An 18,921-nucleotide genomic window follows, 5' to 3' on the forward strand; every position below is an offset into this window, starting at 1 on the left:
AAAATAAAAAATCCAATAAAATCAATAGTCTACCTGAGATATTTTAGAGCAAGAAACACGCTTATAGCACCATAATATTAATAAGTTTGCCTTATCAGAGCGCCAAAATATGCCGATAATGAAGTAAAGCTAGCACGCCAAATTGGGCTGTTGGGCGTGTTTGTGTTTTAGATGTTATCAGCAATATTAATCATTCCACCAAAGGTTAAAATGCCTGAAATCTGACATCATATTTTAATTAAAAAATTCACCTACTTTTATAACTGAATCATTTCTATCTTTATGTTTCTTTAAATTTATTTACATTTCTTTACAAAAAAGTCCGCCAAAAAACTAGCCAATTTTTTTTTTAACGACTATACTCTTATTGCTATAGAAAAATAAGCAAACAATCAAAAAAATACAAATAAAACAAAGTATTACTTGACAGGTGGAACGAAATGCATTATCATTTTAGGCACAAGGCACAAGGCACAAGCACTGGCAAACCTATGTCTTAAATTTATCAAATAATCCTATTCGACGAGTTTTTACACGAAACTTATTTATATCTTCGAAATTATCTCTCGAATTATTATCGAAATTATTCACAAAACTATCTTTAAAAATCCCATTGGCATTAGCGCCATTGTTGTTATTGCTGTACTCATTAGAATCGCAGGCATTATCGGCCACAACTTCTGAGCGCATTCACGGTACTGCGCCTTATTTAACCTTTGATGGCGGTGCAACCCATGCCGATTCAATTAGTCCCTTATTATCAGTAACATTGCCCGGAAACAAAATTATTACTGTATCAAATGATAGCTCAAGTATGGAAAATCCATTAGTGTTAGATAAACTTTCGGCCACTTTTGCAGATATTAAGACATTAGTACCTCATGGAGATTATCCAGAGGTATTGGCAGATAAAGTGATTGATGACAATGGTTATTGGAAGGATGATGATGGCGATACACTTCATCGTGTCAATTCAAGTAAATTAAAAATTAAATGGGAAAATATAGAAGGGCAAGATATTACTGATTATGTGAAGCACCATGCCAATAGCTTACTCAATGGGTGTGATGCACCTTATAAATTGACGTTAGAAGTTGGGGATATGAGTATTGAAACAGAATATGGCATACCATCTCAAGGAGGGCATTTTACGGGAGGAAGACATACCTATTTCATTTATCCGAAGGTGGATAAACCTAAGTTTTGTTACGCAAAACCAAATTTAGAGTTTGATTTTCACTCGGGTAAAATCCCTTATGATGGAGCGATTTCATCTATTAACGCAGGTAATGGTGAGTGGAATAAGCACAGGGGATTTTATGCTTATAATCCAGCGAATCCTGGGGCAAATTTTCCAACCACAGGCTCTCATAATTTATTTTTTTACTTGAGCGTTGCAGGAATGAAAGCACAAGAATTTATTAATACGAATGGTGATACAATTTCCAAAGGAGGCGTAACGCTCAAATTGCATAGGGAAAATAGTTCTCCTACTGGTTTAGTCAAAATTACCTTAACTGGCCCAAGTTTAGAAAATCCCGGGGCTTTTACACCTTCGACATTTTATTGGCGAGATGAAAGTAATCAACCATTATATAGTTTTAAGCTTGAGCGTTGGTATGTAGCTAAAAAAGGTGGTGGTGCTGGTGGGTATCAAAATGCAGTAGCATTTTGTAATAATTTTAATGGTGGTGGGTATCGGATAATAAAAGTACTTGATTTTACTAATGGAAGGGCTAGTAAAGTCAACTGGCAAATAGGTATAGTTGAACCGTTTTATCTGAGAAAAATTAGTTATAAAGCAAATGGTTATTGGATGGGGGGATTACTTAGTGAATGGGGTCGTATGACACAGCTTTACTATAAAGACAGTGATTGGGAATATTTTCGTGTTGGCGATCCTGCTTGGGGAGATTCTAGAGCCGCTTATTGGACTTCAGATGATCAAAATCGTTGGAGATATAACTATGTTGTAGAGGCCAATACTGGTGGTGTTGGTGATAGAGATCATTCGGATCAAGATTATAGAGTAGCCTGCGTTACACCTTAGTTTGCAGCTACCATCTAAAACACGTCTAATCATGGTTATTTAGGCAAGAAAAAACTAAATTTTTTGCCGAGATAGCCAATAAAATGTACATTGATGTAGACTAAGAACTAATGTGGTTGCTAATTAGTTTTTAAGCAATATGCCAGTAAATACTACTTTTCTTATTTAAAAAGTAAAATGTATAACAAATATTGAGCACACACTTTAATAGAAATTAACCTTAGATTTAAAATATTTATAAAAATAATTAACAATAAACTATATTGTTAAAAAGTGGGTTTTGTATCAAAAAATATTCTATAATTGTGAAAAAGCATTGATATTAAAAAGGTGGTAAATAAATGGAACAAAAAATTGGTTTTATTGGTTTAGGTAACATGGGGAATGCCATATTGCAAGGTATTTTGGGCAGTAATATTGTGCCGGGAACCCAAATTTATGTTTATGATCATCATCCAGAAAAAGGTCAAGTTCTTAATCAAACTTATTCAGTAAATAATCTTGATTCAGCGAGAGATGTTGCTCGAGAAGCCGATATAGTTTTTGTTGCGGTTAAGCCTAATGTGATTGTTGATGTACTTGTTGATATTCAAAAAGAATTAAAGAAAAATACCATCGTTATTTCAATTGCGGCAGGTGTTACCATTAAAACAATTGCCAAATGCGTGGGTTATGAGCAAAAAATTATACGAGTTATGCCTAACACACCAGCCCTTGTTAATGCCGCTATGTGTTCAATTACCCCTAATACCGAAATTACCGATGAAGAATTGTCTATTGTTCAACAATTGTTAAATTGTATTGGTGAAACGGAAGTTGTTCCTGAAGATTTAATTGACGCAGTTATTGGTGCAAGTGGATCTTCCCCCGCTTTTGTGTTTATGTTTATTGAAGCATTAGCTGATGGTGCGGTTAAAGGCGGATTATCAAGAAAACAAGCTTACAAGTTTGCTGCCCAAGCAGTTTTGGGATCGGCAAAACTACTATTAGATACAGGTAAACATCCAGGGGAGTTAAAAGATATGGTCTGCTCACCTGCGGGTACAACCATTGAGGGTGTGCAACTACTTGAAGCCAAAGGATTTAGGTCAGCAGTTATTGATGCAGTGGAAGCAACGATAAAAAAATCTCAAATGATGGCAAAAGATTAATGTTATAAAATTCATAATGTTATATCTTTAAATTAGCGTTATGAATTATTTTTACTGATATAATAGGTAATCTTTTAAAAAGATTGCTTGCATTAGTAAACTAATTATGAGTAAATAGAAACAAGCATACGACATGCGGATTTATTTTGTAACATTTCGATATATGTAGTTTGTAGTTTACTATAGCTTAGAGATTAGTTTTCTTTAGTATATTCTTCTTAGTGTTAATAAGTAATCTAGGTTTTATGTTTTTGAATATAGTCCTTTAAGGGCTAAAGTTAATTTATTTATAGGAAGATTATTATGTCTAAGAAAACTGGTCAAGTAAAATGGTTCAACGAAAGTAAAGGTTTTGGTTTCATTTCCCCCGCTGATGGTAGCAAAGATGTATTTGTACATTTCTCTGCAATTTCTGGCGATGGATTCAAAACATTAGGTGAAGGTCAACAAGTAGAATTTTCAATTCAAGACAGCCCTCGTGGTCCTTCTGCTGCTGATGTTATTGTAATCTAAGTCTTTTATTATCTTATCAGCATTTGCTGGTAAGATTTATATATTTCCATCCTAAAATTCTTCGCTACATCCTAGCTATTTTATAATATTCAAATTATTTTTTATAGATTATCAATGAAATGTAATAAAGGATAAAAATTAGTATTTTTATGGCGCCTTTAGGCATTTTTTCAGTAACTATGACTGATTTATCTGAAGTTTGTAAAAAGTTTTTATAAAATTGATACTTTACTCAAAACTAGCCCTGATGATTTAGCAATTAAATAACAAACTGACATAATCAAACAAAGCTTAGAATATAATAAACAATAAATTTCTGCACCACCAGTCGATAATCAAGAAGTGGACTGTAAACTAGTTATTGGTTCACATTGACATGTTGAAGCTTCACTCCCCCCTAAAAAAATAGGTATTTTATAAGGTGCCTTATTTGTTATTATGTCGAAAATCCCAAGGAGCTATTGGATGTTTATCTTTCCATAGTCCTTTTTTATTTTGTTTTGCTCTAGTCTCTAATTTTACCATTATTTTGTTATTAGCTACTCCTTTATAACGGTATGCCCAAGCATAACCTTTTTCGACCATTTTGGCATTGATATTAACTTTATTTAAAAAAATAGTACCTAAGGTTCTTTTATAGATATCTTTTTTGTTTTCTTTAACAAAAACATTTTTACCAGCAATGAGTGAAGCTAAATATTTCCGTGATACATTACCATAGGCTTGTTTACTTTCAGGCGCATCGATATCAAGCAAACGAACACGGATTTTTTGTTTTTTGATAGTTAAGATATCAACTGTATCGCCATCAATTACTTTGACAACTTTACCATTGAAATCAGCATAAACTAGTGTGTTTGATAAAAAAAATAAAATAATACAAATTAATAAAGGTTTTAAACGATTCATTATAAATAAAAAAGTATAAAAATTTGTAGCATTATACATGATTATTCATGCTATAACTAAATATGGATTTAATAAAAAAGAGATGATGTCAACCTTACTTGTATTTAATAAGGCTGACAGAATGAGTAGCTTTAAATTAAAAAGCGTTGGTATCTTGGAATAGACCTACTTTTAAATCAGATGCTTGATAAATAAGCTTACCATCAACAAAAACTTCACCATCACCGATACCCATAATTAATTTGCGATTAATAACACGTTTGAAATGGATTTTATAGGTTACTTTTTTATTGGTTGGTAGTACTTGGCCAGTAAATTTTACCTCACCAACACCTAAAGCGCGGCCTTTCCCTTTACCACCAATCCAACCTAAATAAAATCCAACTAATTGCCACATAGCATCAAGTCCTAGGCAACCAGGCATAACTGGATCGTTTTTAAAATGACATTTAAAAAACCATAAATCGGGATTAATATCAAGTTCAGCTTCAACAAAACCTTTGCCAAAGTTGCCACCGTTTTCATTCATTTCGATAATACGATCCATCATTAACATTAAATCAGATGGTAATGGTGGTCCATCATGACCAAATAATTCATTATTGCCTGATTTAATCAGATCTGCTTTATCGTACGATGATTTACGTTCAAATGTCATAAAAAAACCTTTTATTTAATGTAAATTAAAACATGTTTTGAAAAATTGAAAGTTAGCTAACTCTCTTTTTCTATTTCGTAATTAATAAAATTTTGAACCAAAGTTTATTTGGTATTATTACTTTTTGCAATATTTTTGCCATCTACTTAACCAACTATCTTGTTTTTTGTCCTGCAACAATACTGCTTGCATACGTGCATGAATCAATTGGTAAAGATTAATGCTATCTTTATCTTTATAAGGAATACCTGTTAGTAGGTAAAGCGCATCAGCAACATGTTCAACAGACCATATTGAAAACTTTCCTTGATCGATTGCTTCAATAACATCATCATTTAAACTTAAATGGCGTTGATTGGTGGCTGGTATGATCACTCCTTGTTGACCTGTTAAGCCTTGTTGTTTACAAACAGCAAAAAATCCTTCAATTTTTTCGTTCACTCCACCAATTGATTGGACATGACCAAATTGATCTACTGAACCAGTAACAGCCAATTGTTGATCAATAGGTTGTTGTGATAAAGCGCTAATGATTGCACAAAGCCCCGCAAGTGAAGCGCTGTCACCATCAATTTCACTGTAAGATTGTTCAAACACTAAAGAAGTTGAAAAAGGTAATTGATGATTGATAGCAAATTCAGACATAATAAATGCCTGCATTATCATCATTCCTTTTGAGTGAATATTACCAGCTAATTCTGTTTTGCGTTCTATATCAATTATCTCTCCATCACCAAAATGAATAAGACAACTTAGACGAGTGGGTTCACCAATCGCTTTTGGATATCCAGGGTATTCAATGACTGATAAGCCATTTATTTGACCAACAACTTGCTCTTTAGTATTAATCATTATTTGATTACTAAATATCTCCTCATGTAGCCTTTCTTGCAAATAATTTTCATGCCATGATTTTTGCTTTATAGCAGAAGTGATGGCTGATTCATCGATTACATTATTTTGCATAAAGTGTGTAGCATTAACTAATAGCGAATTAATCCAATCTACTGAAAGAGGAAGGTAATGTTGATCACCTGTATAGCGAGTAGCCTCTTTGTAAATTTTTGCTAAAGCTAAGGTATCAATATTGGGTAATTGTTGTTTGTTCGCAATAAAATTTAAATAATTAATCCATTGTTCGATTTGTTCTGGCGATTTGACCTGCAATTCATTTTCAAATTCAGTATAAATAGAAGTTGAATAAAATTCAGGTTCAAAATCTTGTAATTCTGCTAAACTTAATCTATCCCCAACTAAAATGATTCGTAAATCAAGTGGCATAGGAGGAATAGACAAAGGTAAAGGATGAGATTCGTCAGCTGAAACCCATTCAAACTCTTGCTTTATTACCATTTGTTTTAGTTTAGACCATAACAATGGTTGGCTAAGTAGTGAGCGAAGGCCTAAAATTAAAATGCCGCCATTAGCACGATGAACAAGTCCAGCTTGTAATTTTATAGGGCTATTTTCAGGTTGTCTAACACAACCAAATAGTTTTTCACTATCAACAGAAGATGCAAATAAACAATTGTCTTGAGCTGCAAAATTATCTTGTTTGCTCTTTGCATTGGCCAGCGTAATTTTACTTTCGCTAAAAAAATAACTATAGCCTAATGAAGGTGAATATAAATCAGATTTAATGGCTTGTCTTAGTAAATCAAAAAAAAGCTCGCTTTCAGGTGCTTTAAGCAACATAAAACGTGGGCTATAACATACTCTTTTGGGTGGGCATAACAGTGCTAAGGCTGAGGCCACACGTGGTTGCCACATGAGTAAATGTTCTGATTTTTCTGATGCTAATGATATTGAATTATTAGTTTTGTTTCTAAGTTCAGAAATATAGGATAAATCAGGCTGGATCTGTTTTGCGTTGAGTTGTTTAATTGCCAAAGTTTTTATCTTTTTGTTAACTTATTTCATTTTGAAATTATAACAAGTATCCGATGTATCGCCAACAGATTACCAAAATCTTTATGGTAGCAAATAAAAAATTTACAGAAAGATTTTTTAAAATCAGGTAAACTAAAACATAATTTATTGTTTATTCATCTTAATAATCACCATTAGCAACGACTTAATATGCTCAAAATCAAAAATACTTACTTCAAAGACTATCGTGCCTCACAAATTGTTAGTTGGGGGCATTGGTTTACGTTGTTTAATATTTTTGTTGTAATTTTACTAGGTAGTCAATATTTATTTATTGCAGATTGGCCTCGTACTTTTATGGGGCGATTTTATGCAATTATTAGTGCAATCGGACATTTCAGCTATTTGACCTTTATTGCTTATTTGATTCTGCTTTTTCCGTTAAGTTTTTTCATTCATTCATCTCGATGGCAAAGGATAATTGCAACGGTTTTTGCAACAGTAGGTCTTTCATTACTAATTATTGATATTGAAGTTTTTTCGCATTTTAGAATGCACCTTAATTTGTCTATTTGGCAATTATTTTCATCGCAAAAAGTCACTTATTTAAGTACGGTATTTATTGCTATTCCGTTTATTTTGTTGATTGAAATTTTATTTTCGGTATGGAGCTGGAAAAAATTACGTAGTTTAAGTAAACGTAAACGTTATGCAAAGCCCGTAGTAATTCTTTTTATTCTTTGTTTTGTTACCTCACATTTGATTCATATTTGGGCTGATGCTAATTTTTATCGACCAATTACTATGCAGCGTTCAAGCCTACCTCTTTCTTATCCTTTAACTGCTCGCCATTTTCTTGAGCGCTATGGCTTTATTAAAGAAAATGATTATCGTGATCGTGTTGCTCAAGAAGGGAATCCTTTTGCGATGGCAATTGAATATCCGTTGGGAAATATTGTTTATAATCAAAAGCCAATAAAAAATAATGTGTTAATGATTGTTATTGAAGGGTGGAATACTAATTTATTAACTCAACATATGCCGTGGTTAAATGAATTTTCTCAAGATAATATTTTCTTTGCTAATCATTATGGTGCAAGTAATCAGTCCTATTTAAATGACTTTTCATTGTTTTATGGATTAGATCCTAACTACTATAATAGTATCCTTGTTGGACATAAACCGTCTGTATTGCTTGATGTCGTTACAAAACAGCACTACAACTTAGGTCTATTTTCGGAAGATGGTTTTGCTGAGCCTTTATATCGTTCAGCTTTGTTATCTAATTTTTCAATACCACAACCTAAAAAACAATCTAATAAACAAATAACAGAAAACTGGAGGACTTGGCATGAAGAACAAAATAGCCTTGCTAATCATGCACCTTTGTTTTCTATAATCCAATATTCATTGGGTAATAAAAATAAAAAAATCACGATATCTGATCTTCAATCAGAAGCTAAAAGGCTAGATCAATACATTGAATCATTAATTGCCTATTTAAAATTATCTAATGCCTATGATGATACGATTATTGTTATTACTGGTTCGAATGATATTAAAATTGATGAGGTGAAAAAAGTAGCATCACGCAATACAAGTAGTGATTTTAAGAGAGAATCATTAAAAGTACCATTGATTATATCATGGCCGAATAAAGGAAGTGCTCAAATAACAGAAGCAACTTCGCAAACTGATATTATGCTTACATTAATGCAAGACGCATTTTATGTTACTACGCCACCTCAACAATACAGTCAAGGTAAAAACCTATTTACTCAAAAGCCTAGACAATGGCTAGTTGCTGGTGATGAAAATACTATAGCAGCACTTTATGATGATAAAACGGTTGTTTTAGATGCTTTTGGTCGTTCTAAAATTTATGATATTAATGGTAAATTGCAAAAAGAAGAAAAAATTAGCTTACCCATCTTTTTGCAAATCGTTACTGAAAATCGCCGTTTTATGGTTGTCGATAATTAATTTAGCTTTTGAGTAGAATTATAAAAAGGGGGGTGAAGATTACTTCACCTCTTTGCCCATTGCTTGTAAATCAGCATGATAAGATGAACGTACAAATGGTCCACAAGCTGCATGTGTGAATCCCATGTCTAATGCCGTTTGCTTTAATTCTTCAAATTCTTGTGGCGAAACATAACGTTCAACGGGTAAATGATATTTACTTGGTTGTAAATATTGACCAAGCGTCAACATAGTAACACCATGGCTGCGTAAATCTTTTAACACTTGAATTAATTCTTGATTTGTTTCGCCAAGTCCTACCATTAAGCCAGATTTTGTAGGAATTTCAGGATGTCGTTCTTTAAATGCTGCCAGTAATTTAAGTGATCCTTCATAGTTAGCACCAGGTCGAATCCTTTTATATAAGCGAGGTATATTTTCTAAATTATGATTAAATACATCGGGAGGATTATCACTTAAGACATCAATTGCTTCATCAATACAACCACGAAAATCAGGAGTTAATGTTTCAACCTTTATATTTGGATTTAATTCTCTGATTTCTCGAGTACAATTAGCAAAATGGCTAGCTCCACCATCTTTTAAATCATCCCTATCAACCGAGGTAATAACAACATAGCGTAATTTCATTTCTTGAATGGTTTGCGCTAGCTTAATGGGTTCTTTACTATCTGGTGGTAATGGTCTACCATGAGCTACATCACAAAATGGGCAACGGCGGGTACAAATATCACCTAAAATCATAAAAGTAGCCGTGCCATGATTAAAACATTCAGCTAAGTTAGGGCAAGATGCTTCTTCACAGACTGAATGTAATCCATGTTTGCGCATTGTGTTTTTAATATGTGCTATATTATCAGAGTGAGCAGATAATTTAATTCGCATCCATTCAGGTTTTTTTAGCGGTGCGACATCTTCTAATGTTACAGTTGGAATTAAGCGCGTCTTTTCGGCATCACGATATTTCGAACTTCTGATTATTGTTTCATTATTTTGCATAATTGGTATCTTATCTTTGAGGTAACTGCTTAATAAAATTATTAGTTAATAGTTGTTTTATCTCTTTACGGTCAATTTGAGAGACATATTCTTTTAGTTGCGTCATTTGTAATCCAGCATAGCCACAAGGGTTAATGTTATTAAAAGGGGAAAGATCCATATCAACATTGAATGCAAGTCCATGTAAAGTGCAGCCACGACTGATATGCAAACCAAGTGAACAAATTTTCTTTTCGTTAATATATACTCCTGGTGCATCAGACTTTGCATTAGCTATAATACCATAATGGAGCAATGTTTGAATGACACTATTTTCTAAATAACTAACTACATCTCGGATACCTATCTTAAGTCTTTTTAAATCAAATAAAATATACATGATTTGTTGACCTGGAGCATGGTAAGTAATTTGACCACCGCGATCGGTCTGAATAACAGGGATATTTGTCTGATTTAATAAATGTTCTGCTTTACCAACTTTACCTTGGGTAAATACCGGTTCATGCTCGACTAACCAGATTTCATCAAGAGAATGCTCATTGCGTTGTTTGGTAAAGTCATGCATAGCTTGATAGGTATACACATATGGTTTAATTTTTAAGTCTTTGATTATGACATTATTAATGATCATAGTTTTTTCTGTTGTCTTCAAGTAATATTATCGAAATTTTTACAAGTATATAACAGATTTTGTAATAACTTGACAACTTGTAGTTATTCTAAGCATAGCTGTTAGGAATAATATTTAAATTTATTATTAAGTAAAATTTAGTTATTTATCAGATAAATACCATTTATTTTATTATTAGTATTGAAATAGTTGATTAATTTGATAGGAATTAACATTCTTTTCAAAGCGGCAGTTTGCTTTACTTTTTTTTTTTAAATGGCAGACTGATATTAATGAAGCTCCGTAATGCAGAGTTTAAGCTTTCTTTTATTACGTTTTGTAATGTAATTGAGAATAGCAAATAATGCATTTTTCTAAACAAAAAAAGAGGTTTTTATATGTCGGACATGCAAATGAATGATGTCGATCCCATTGAAACACAAGATTGGCTCAAAAGTGTTGAGTCTATTATTCGAGAAGAAGGAATCGAACGTGCACAGTATATTATTGAACAAATAGTTAATAAGGCGAGAGATGGGGGTGTTCCAGTACTTTTTGGATCTTCAACAAGTAATTATGTCAATACTATTCCAGTAGAAGAGCAACCTACTTATCCTGGCGATTGGGAAATAGAAAGACGTATTCGTTCAATTGTCCGTTGGAATGCAATTATGATGGTGTTACGAGCTTCAAAGAAAGATTTAGAGCTTGGTGGACATATGGCATCGTTCCAATCTGCAGCTACTTTTTATGAAGTCTGTTTTAACCACTTTTTCCGTGCTCGTAATGAAAAAGATGGCGGTGATTTAATTTACTTCCAAGGGCACATCTCACCAGGTATTTATTCTCGAGCCTTTATTGAAGGACGTTTAACCGAAGAGCAATTAGATAATTTCCGTCAAGAAGTTCATGGTAAAGGTTTACCATCATACCCTCATCCTAAATTGCTTCCAGAATTTTGGCAATTTCCAACAGTATCGATGGGGCTTGGTCCTGTTAATGCCATTTATCAAGCACGTTTCTTAAAATATTTAGAAAATCGTGGGTTGAAAGATACTTCTGAACAAACTGTCTATGCTTTCTTAGGTGATGGTGAGATGGATGAACCAGAATCAAAAGGTGCAATTACCGTTGCAACACGAGAAAAACTAGATAATTTAGTTTTTGTTATCAACTGTAATTTACAACGTTTAGATGGTCCAGTAACGGGTAATGGCAAAATTATCAATGAACTAGAAGGTGTATTTGCTGGTGCTGGTTGGAACGTAATTAAAGTTCTTTGGGGTGACCGTTGGGATAAACTTCTCCAAAAAGATAAATCTGGTAAGTTAATTCGACTAATGAATGAAACACTTGATGGTGATTATCAAACATTAAAATCAAAAGACGGTGCTTATGTTCGCGAGCATTTCTTTGGTAAATACCCTGAAACTGCTGAATTAGTTAAAGATATGTCTGATGAAGAAATCTTTAGATTAAACCGTGGTGGTCAAGATCCTGCTAAAATGTTTGCAGCATTCCAACGAGCAAAAGAAACTAAAGATCGCCCAACTGTTATTCTTGCTCACACCATAAAAGGTTATGGTATGGGGGCTGCTGCTGAAGCAAAAAATATCGCTCACCAAGTGAAAAAAATGAATATGGATGGCGTGCGTCATGTTCGCGATTTCTTCAATATTCCAGTGACAGATGAAGCACTTGAAAAATTACCATACATCAAATTTGAGGAACACACGCCAGAATACAAATACATTCATGAGCGTCGTGAAGCGTTACATGGTTATGTACCATCTAGATTAACTCATTTTTCAGGAACTGTTTCAATTCCTCCATTAAGTGAATTTGCGTCATTACTTGAAGCTCAATCGAAAGAAATATCAACCACTATAGCATTTGTCCGTGCGCTTAATATTATGCTTAAGGATAAAGAACTTGCTCCACGTTTAGTACCGATTCTAGCTGATGAAGCACGTACTTTTGGTATGGAAGGTTTATTCCGTCAAATTGGTATTTATAATCCACACGGTCAACAATATACACCACAAGATAAAGAACAAGTGGCTTATTATCGTGAAGATGAGAAAGGTCAAATTCTTCAAGAAGGAATTAATGAATGTGGTGCAACGGCTTCTTGGATTGCTGCGGCCACTTCATATAGCACAAATGATTTTCCAATGATTCCATTCTACATTTACTATTCAATGTTTGGATTCCAACGTATTGGTGATCTAATGTGGGCAGCAGGTGATCAACAAGCACGTGGATTTATGATTGGTGGAACCTCTGGTCGTACAACGCTAAATGGTGAAGGTCTACAACACCAAGATGGTCACAGTCACATTCAAGCATTAACCATCCCTAACTGTATATCATATGATCCTGCTTATGCTTATGAAGTTGCAGTAATCATGCAAGACGGTTTACGTCGCATGTATGGTGAGCAAGAAAACGTTTACTACTACATTACAACTCTCAATGAAAACTACGCACAACCAGCAATGCCAGAAGGTGCAGAAGAGGGCATTCGACGAGGTATTTATAAACTAGATACCGTTGAGGGTCAAAAAGGCAAACCGACTGTTCAGTTACTAGGTTCAGGCTCTATTTTACGCCATGTTCGTGAAGCGGCTGAAATCTTAGCTAAAAATTATGGTATTAGCTCAGAAGTTTATAGCGTAACATCATTTACTGAACTGGCTCGTGATGGTCAAGATTGTGAACGATATAATATGTTGCATCCAAGTGAAACACCAAAAGTGCCTTATGTTGCACAAATTATGAATAACAATCCAGCGGTGGTTTCAACTGATTATATGAAATTGTTTGCTGAGCAAATTCGTGGATTTGTACCTGCTGAAAGTTATCGAGTACTCGGTACTGACGGTTTCGGTCGCAGTGATAGCCGTGAAAATTTACGTCATCACTTTGAAGTCGATGCATCTTATGTTGTGGTTGCAGCATTGGGTGAACTTGCTAAACGTGGTGATATTGAAGTTAGCGTTGTTGAAGATGCGATCAAAAAATTCGAAATCAATGCCGATAAACTTAATCCACGAATTGCATAAGAGGTTATTATAATGAGTATTCAAATCAAATTACCTGATATCGGTGGTGACGAAGTAGAAGTAACCGAAATTCTGGTTAAAATAGGTGATAAAGTTGAAGCTGATCAGTCAATTATGACAGTTGAAGGTGATAAAGCATCAATGGAAATCCCTGCACCACAGGCTGGTATTGTTAAATCTATTTCTGTAAAAATTGGCGATAAAGTCAAAACAGGCGTTGACATTATGGTCTTTGATGGGCAAGGTGGCGAAACTGCTGCTCCAGCTCCAGCTACAGCACAAGAAGCACCAAAAGTTGAAGTAACGCCAACTGCAACTAGCCAAATTGTAGATGTAAAAGTTCCAGATATTGGTGGTGATGAAGTCGAAGTAACGGAAATTTTGGTAAAAGTAGGTGATACTATATCTGTTGATGATTCATTAATTACCGTTGAGGGTGATAAAGCCTCAATGGAAGTACCAGCAACCATTGCTGGTACGGTTAAAAGTATCACGATAAAAGTGGGTGATAAAGTGAAAACAGGTTCCAAAATCATGGAATTTGAAACCACATCTAGTGCAGCTCCAGTTACTCAAGCAGCTCCAGCTGCCGCAGCGCCTGTTGCTGAAAAAGCAGCACCTGAGCCAACGCCAGCACCAGTTGCTGCAAAATCAGCGCCTGCTTCATCAAGCAATGAGTTTGTTGAAAACGATGCTTATGCTCATGCAACACCATCTGTACGTCGTTTAGCACGTGAATTTGGGGTAAATTTAGCAAAAGTTACTGCTACAGGTCCTAAAAACCGTATTTTACGTGAAGACATTCAAACTTACGTAAAAAATGCTGTTAAACAAATTGAAAGTGGCGCTACAGGTGGTGCATTACCTGGTCTATTACCATGGCCTAAAGTTGATTTTAGCAAATTTGGTGAAGTTGAAAGTTTACCATTAACTAAAATTCAAAAAGTATCAGGTGCAAATTTACACCGTAACTGGGTAATGATTCCGCATGTGACAGAATTTGATGAAACAGATATTACTGATTTAGAAGCATTCCGTAAGCAACAAAATGCAGAAGCAGAAAAGAAAAAACTTGATCTTAAGATCACGCCACTTGTGTTTATCATGAAAGCGGTAGCAAGTGCATTAACAGCGTATCCACGCTTTAATAGCTCATTATCTGAAGATGCCCAAACCTTAATTATCAAAAAATACATTAATATTGGCGTTGCTGTCGATACACCAAATGGTCTTGTAGTACCAGTATTTAAAGATGTTGATAAAAAGGGTATTGTTGAACTTTCTCGTGAGCTTGCGGCAATTTCTAAAAAGGCACGTGAAGGTAAATTGACAGGTAGCGATATGCAAGGTGGATGTTTCACTATTTCTAGCCTTGGTGGCATTGGTACAACCTCGTTTACACCAATTGTTAATGCGCCAGAAGTTGGTATTTTAGGTGTATCTCGCTCTAGCATGAAACCAGTTTGGAATGGCAAAGAGTTTACACCACGGCTAATGTTGCCATTATCATTATCATTCGATCACCGAGTTATTGATGGTGCTGATGGTGCACGCTTCTTAAGCCATATTGTTAACGTCTTATCCGACTTACGTCGTTTAGTGATGTAATTAAGGAGATCAAATTATGAGTCAAGATGTTAAAACACAAGTTGTGGTTTTAGGAGCAGGACCAGCGGGTTATTCCGCTGCGTTCCGTGCTGCCGACCTTGGACTAGAAGTTACCCTTGTTGAACGTTATTCAACACTTGGTGGTGTTTGTTTAAATGTAGGCTGTATTCCATCAAAAGCATTACTTCATGTTGCTAAAGTAATGGATGAAGCAAAATCATTAACCGAACATGGTATCCATTTTGGTACACCTAGACTTGAATTAGACAAAGTGCGTGGCTGGAAAGAAAAAGTAATTAGTCAACTGACTAATGGACTAGCTGGTATGGCCAAAATGCGCAAAGTCAATGTTATTCAAGGTGAAGCACAGTTTACTGGTAGTCATACAATGGAGGTAACTTCATCAAAAGGAATCACTAAGATCACCTTTGATAATGCAATTATTGCAGCGGGCTCTCGTCCAATCAAGTTGCCTTTTATTCCACATGATGATCCTCGTATTTGGGATTCTACAGATGCCTTAGCCTTAACCACCATTCCTAAAAAATTATTATTGATGGGTGGCGGAATTATAGGTCTTGAAATGGGGACTGTATACCATGCACTTGGTTCAGAAGTCGATGTAGTTGAAATGTTTGATCAAGTGATTCCGGCTGCTGATAAAGATGTAATTAAAGTCTTTACTAAACAGATCCAAAAGAAATTCACTTTACGATTGGAAACTAAAGTTACTACCGTTGAAGCAAAACATGATGCAATTTATGTTACCATGGAAAAGAAAGACGGCAGCACCGAAACTCATACTTATGATGCGGTATTAGTGGCTATTGGTCGTACACCAAATGGTAAGTTAATTAGTGCGGAAAAAGCAGGCGTTAATGTTACTGACCGTGGATTTATCGAAGTCGATAAACAGATGCGTACCAATGTTCCGCATATCTATGCAATTGGAGATATTGTTGGTCAACCAATGCTTGCGCACAAAGGCGTACACGAAGGTCATGTGGCAGCAGAAGTAATTGCAGGTAAAAAACACTTCTTTGATCCAAAAACCATTCCTTCTATCGCTTATACTGAACCTGAAGTTGCTTGGGTTGGTTTAACTGAAAAAGAAGCGAAAGAGAAAGGTATTGATTATGAAGTATCAATCTTCCCATGGGCAGCTTCAGGACGAGCTATTGCTTCTGATTGCTCTGAAGGGATGACAAAACTGATCTTCAATAAAGCAGATAATCGCCTATTAGGTGGTGCGGTTGTTGGTGCAAATGGTGGTGAATTACTTGGTGAAATCACCTTAGCTGTCGAAATGGGTTGTGATGCCGAAGATATCGCATTAACAATTCATGCTCACCCAACATTGCATGAATCAATTGGCTTAGCCTCTGAAATTTATGAAGGCTCTGTCACTGATTTACCAAATGCTAAAGCGAAGAAGAAATAGTAATAAAAGGTCATTTATATACTTAATAGAATGCCGTTAGCTCAAACTAACGGCATTTTTATTTTTTATAAGATAATTTTTGTCAAAAAGTTTCAGGTAACTATACGTTTCAGTAAAAAATGAATCAAATAACTAAGTATTGATCTTAATGAAAACGAGAGATAAATAAGTTATATATCTTTGATAACTTTGGTAAACGTCAATACCCTAGTATTGGTTATTAACAGGTGTCTTTATATTATTAAAAAGATTACAATACTTAGGATTTTATTCAGATGATTTAGATGATTTATCTAAGATAAATTTGTCTGTAAGTATATTAAGAGATTTTTCAAAAAAACGATACCAATCAAAATAAATTGAAAAAATGAGGTTAATATGAACACACAGGAAATACAAACAAAATACGGCATTATTTATGCACGAAATGCATTGATATTATCTGACGTTAAATTAGAATGTATACCATTCACTTTGATGGTCAATACATCATTATCACTAGCAGGCTGTAAGCCAAAAATCTTAAATGTTCCAGAAGTTAAAGTTACATTTATTTTTAGTGATATTGATAGCTTATCTATTTATCTAATAGATGAATACCCTTATGAAAAATATTCAAAATCTAGTTTTGATTTAGTAGATGAAGTTCATAAAAAAGGCAAGCAACGCGTAATTCTTAGTACTTATGATCATATTTTTGATGTTATTGGCAGATATAAAATTGAATATGATTAATTGATAGAAGAAATACCAACATAAACCTATCTATTGTTGGTTGTTGACAGCCTAAAAATACTCAGTAAGTATTGGTAATAGAAATTATTATAAATAAAATTCATAAAACACGGTTCTATCTTTCAGCCTTTGATTAAATAGCTTGGAATTTTGATTCACAAAGTATTAAACAATATTTGGATGTTGGTAACAGAATTTGATATGTTAAAACTGAATGTTTTTGCTGATCAAAATTTAATATTTGAACACACCTTTCCTGTTGCATCCTTATTTACTTAATAAAATGCCGTTAGCTTAAACTAACGGCATTTTTATTTTTTTATAAGATAATTTTTGTCAAAAAGTTTCAGGTAACTATACGTTTCAGTAAAAAATGAATTAAATAACTAAGTGTTGATCTTAATGAAAACGAGAGATAAATAAGTTATATATCATTGATAACTTTCGTAAACGTCAATACCCTAGTATTGGTTATTAACAGATGTCTTTATATTATTAAAAAGATTAGAATACTTAGGATTTTATTCAGATGATTTATCGCAGATAAATTTGTCTGTAAATATATAAAAAGATTTTTCAGAAAAACAATACCCATTAATAATAAATTGAAAAAATGAGGTTTATATGAATACACAGGAAATACAAACAAAATACGGCATTATTTATACACGCAATGCATTGATATTATCTGACGTTAAATTAGAATGTATACCATTCACTTTGATGGTCAATACATCATTATCATTAGCAGGCTGTAAGCCAGAAATCCTAGATGCTCCAGAAGTTAAAGTTACATTTATTTTTAGTGATATTGATAGCTTATCTATTTATCTAATAGATGAATACCCTTATGAAAAATATTCAAAATCTAGTTTTGATTTAGTAGATGAAGTTCATAAAAAAGGCAAGCAACGCGTAATTCTTAGTACTTATGATCATATTTTTGATGTTATTGGCAGATATAAAATTGAATATGATTAATTGATAGAAGCAATACCAACATAAACCTATCTATTGTTGGTTGTTGACAGCCTAAAAATACTCAGTAATCATTGGTAATAGAAATTATTATAAATAAAATTCATAAAACACGGTTCTATCTTTCTGCCTTTGATTAAATAGCTTGGAATATTGATTCACACAGTATTAAACAATATTTGGATGTTGGTAACAGAATTTGATATGTTAAAACTGAATGTTTTTGCTGATGAAAATTTAATATTTGAACACGCCTTTCCTGTTGCATCCTTATTTACTTAATAAAATGCCGTTAGCTTAAACTAACGGCATTTTTATTTTTTTATAAGACAATTTTTGTCAAAAAGTTTCA

14 protein-coding genes are annotated in these 18,921 nt (G+C 33.8%); 9 read left to right on the top strand and 5 right to left on the bottom strand.

Annotated features, from left to right (window positions below):
* Nucleotides 1-613 precede the first annotated feature (613 nt).
* The 3 genes from B9N71_RS07400 (at nt 614) to cspE (ending at nt 3,714) form a co-directional block, all read left to right on the top strand.
* Entirely contained in the window at nt 614-2,050 is a 1,437-nt protein-coding gene (locus B9N71_RS07400; protein ID WP_143422082.1) for a hypothetical protein, read from the top strand.
* Between the two features lie 341 nt (nt 2,051-2,391).
* Nucleotides 2,392-3,201, top strand: a complete 810-nt coding sequence (proC, locus tag B9N71_RS07405) for a pyrroline-5-carboxylate reductase (RefSeq protein WP_085165210.1) — start codon at nt 2,392-2,394, stop codon at nt 3,199-3,201.
* Nucleotides 3,202-3,504: 303 nt separating this feature from the next.
* Nucleotides 3,505-3,714, top strand: a complete 210-nt coding sequence (cspE, locus tag B9N71_RS07410) for a transcription antiterminator/RNA stability regulator CspE (RefSeq protein ID WP_085165212.1) — start codon at nt 3,505-3,507, stop codon at nt 3,712-3,714.
* Nucleotides 3,715-4,140: 426 nt separating this feature from the next.
* On the opposite strand, the gene B9N71_RS07415 is transcribed toward cspE, so the two are convergent.
* The 3 genes from B9N71_RS07415 to B9N71_RS07425 form a co-directional block, all read right to left on the bottom strand.
* Nucleotides 4,141-4,662 (bottom strand): thermonuclease family protein, encoded by a 522-nt coding sequence (locus B9N71_RS07415; RefSeq protein ID WP_244178536.1) that lies wholly within the window; start codon nt 4,660-4,662, stop codon nt 4,141-4,143.
* Nucleotides 4,663-4,759: 97 nt separating this feature from the next.
* Nucleotides 4,760-5,281, bottom strand: coding sequence for a bifunctional 3-hydroxydecanoyl-ACP dehydratase/trans-2-decenoyl-ACP isomerase (gene fabA, locus B9N71_RS07420; RefSeq protein ID WP_034909831.1), 522 nt, complete (start codon nt 5,279-5,281; stop codon nt 4,760-4,762).
* A gap of 117 nt (nt 5,282-5,398) precedes the next feature.
* Nucleotides 5,399-7,171: an AAA family ATPase gene (locus tag B9N71_RS07425; protein WP_143422083.1), complete on the bottom strand. Its 1,773-nt coding sequence runs from the start codon at nt 7,169-7,171 to the stop codon at nt 5,399-5,401.
* Between the two features lie 189 nt (nt 7,172-7,360).
* On the opposite strand from B9N71_RS07425, the gene B9N71_RS07430 reads away from it, so the two are divergent.
* Entirely contained in the window at nt 7,361-9,133 is a 1,773-nt protein-coding gene (locus B9N71_RS07430; RefSeq protein WP_085165214.1) for a DUF3413 domain-containing protein, read from the top strand.
* Between the two features lie 39 nt (nt 9,134-9,172).
* Here B9N71_RS07430 and lipA read toward each other — a convergent pair whose 3' ends face one another.
* Together lipA and lipB are read right to left on the bottom strand one after the other, a co-directional pair.
* On the bottom strand, nt 9,173-10,132 hold the full coding sequence (gene lipA / locus B9N71_RS07435; RefSeq protein ID WP_065589948.1) for a lipoyl synthase: 960 nt from the start codon (nt 10,130-10,132) through the stop codon (nt 9,173-9,175).
* Between the two features lie 10 nt (nt 10,133-10,142).
* Nucleotides 10,143-10,763 carry a lipoyl(octanoyl) transferase LipB gene (gene lipB / locus B9N71_RS07440; RefSeq protein WP_065589947.1) on the bottom strand — a complete coding sequence of 207 codons (621 nt, stop codon included), beginning with the start codon at nt 10,761-10,763 and terminating at the stop codon, nt 10,143-10,145.
* 377 nt (nt 10,764-11,140) lie between these two features.
* Between lipB and aceE the strand changes: the two genes are divergently transcribed.
* The 5 genes from aceE to B9N71_RS07465 all read left to right on the top strand — a co-directional run bounded on the left by aceE (nt 11,141) and on the right by B9N71_RS07465 (nt 18,572).
* Entirely contained in the window at nt 11,141-13,807 is a 2,667-nt protein-coding gene (gene aceE / locus B9N71_RS07445; RefSeq protein WP_065589946.1) for a pyruvate dehydrogenase (acetyl-transferring), homodimeric type, read from the top strand.
* 12 nt (nt 13,808-13,819) lie between these two features.
* A complete protein-coding gene (aceF, locus tag B9N71_RS07450) occupies nt 13,820-15,415 on the top strand; it encodes a pyruvate dehydrogenase complex dihydrolipoyllysine-residue acetyltransferase (RefSeq protein ID WP_085165216.1) in 1,596 nt (531 codons plus the stop codon).
* A gap of 16 nt (nt 15,416-15,431) precedes the next feature.
* The gene (gene lpdA / locus B9N71_RS07455) at nt 15,432-16,856 is read left to right on the top strand and encodes a dihydrolipoyl dehydrogenase (protein ID WP_065560236.1); all 1,425 of its coding nucleotides are present in this window, start codon (nt 15,432-15,434) and stop codon (nt 16,854-16,856) included.
* 378 nt (nt 16,857-17,234) lie between these two features.
* Nucleotides 17,235-17,591, top strand: coding sequence for a hypothetical protein (locus tag B9N71_RS07460; protein WP_085165218.1), 357 nt, complete (start codon nt 17,235-17,237; stop codon nt 17,589-17,591).
* A gap of 624 nt (nt 17,592-18,215) precedes the next feature.
* Nucleotides 18,216-18,572, top strand: coding sequence for a hypothetical protein (locus B9N71_RS07465; RefSeq protein ID WP_085165220.1), 357 nt, complete (start codon nt 18,216-18,218; stop codon nt 18,570-18,572).
* Nucleotides 18,573-18,921 lie beyond the last annotated feature (349 nt).

This window comes from Gilliamella bombi (assembly GCF_900103255.1).
Taxonomy (GTDB): domain Bacteria; phylum Pseudomonadota; class Gammaproteobacteria; order Enterobacterales; family Orbaceae; genus Gilliamella; species Gilliamella bombi.

Bases quoted from the DNA above. Each gene is read 5' to 3' on its own strand.
- proC (WP_085165210.1), top strand. From the start codon at position 2,392: ATGGAACAAAAAATTGGTTTTATTGGTTTAGGTAACATGGGGAATGCC.
- cspE (WP_085165212.1), top strand. From the start codon at position 3,505: ATGTCTAAGAAAACTGGTCAAGTAAAATGGTTCAACGAAAGTAAAGGT.
- B9N71_RS07415 (WP_244178536.1), bottom strand. From the start codon at position 4,662: ATGTATAATGCTACAAATTTTTATACTTTTTTATTTATAATGAATCGT.
- fabA (WP_034909831.1), bottom strand. From the start codon at position 5,281: ATGACATTTGAACGTAAATCATCGTACGATAAAGCAGATCTGATTAAA.
- B9N71_RS07430 (WP_085165214.1), top strand. From the start codon at position 7,361: ATGCTCAAAATCAAAAATACTTACTTCAAAGACTATCGTGCCTCACAA.
- lipA (WP_065589948.1), bottom strand. From the start codon at position 10,132: ATGCAAAATAATGAAACAATAATCAGAAGTTCGAAATATCGTGATGCC.
- lipB (WP_065589947.1), bottom strand. From the start codon at position 10,763: ATGATCATTAATAATGTCATAATCAAAGACTTAAAAATTAAACCATAT.
- aceE (WP_065589946.1), top strand. From the start codon at position 11,141: ATGTCGGACATGCAAATGAATGATGTCGATCCCATTGAAACACAAGAT.
- aceF (WP_085165216.1), top strand. From the start codon at position 13,820: ATGAGTATTCAAATCAAATTACCTGATATCGGTGGTGACGAAGTAGAA.
- lpdA (WP_065560236.1), top strand. From the start codon at position 15,432: ATGAGTCAAGATGTTAAAACACAAGTTGTGGTTTTAGGAGCAGGACCA.
- B9N71_RS07460 (WP_085165218.1), top strand. From the start codon at position 17,235: ATGAACACACAGGAAATACAAACAAAATACGGCATTATTTATGCACGA.
- B9N71_RS07465 (WP_085165220.1), top strand. From the start codon at position 18,216: ATGAATACACAGGAAATACAAACAAAATACGGCATTATTTATACACGC.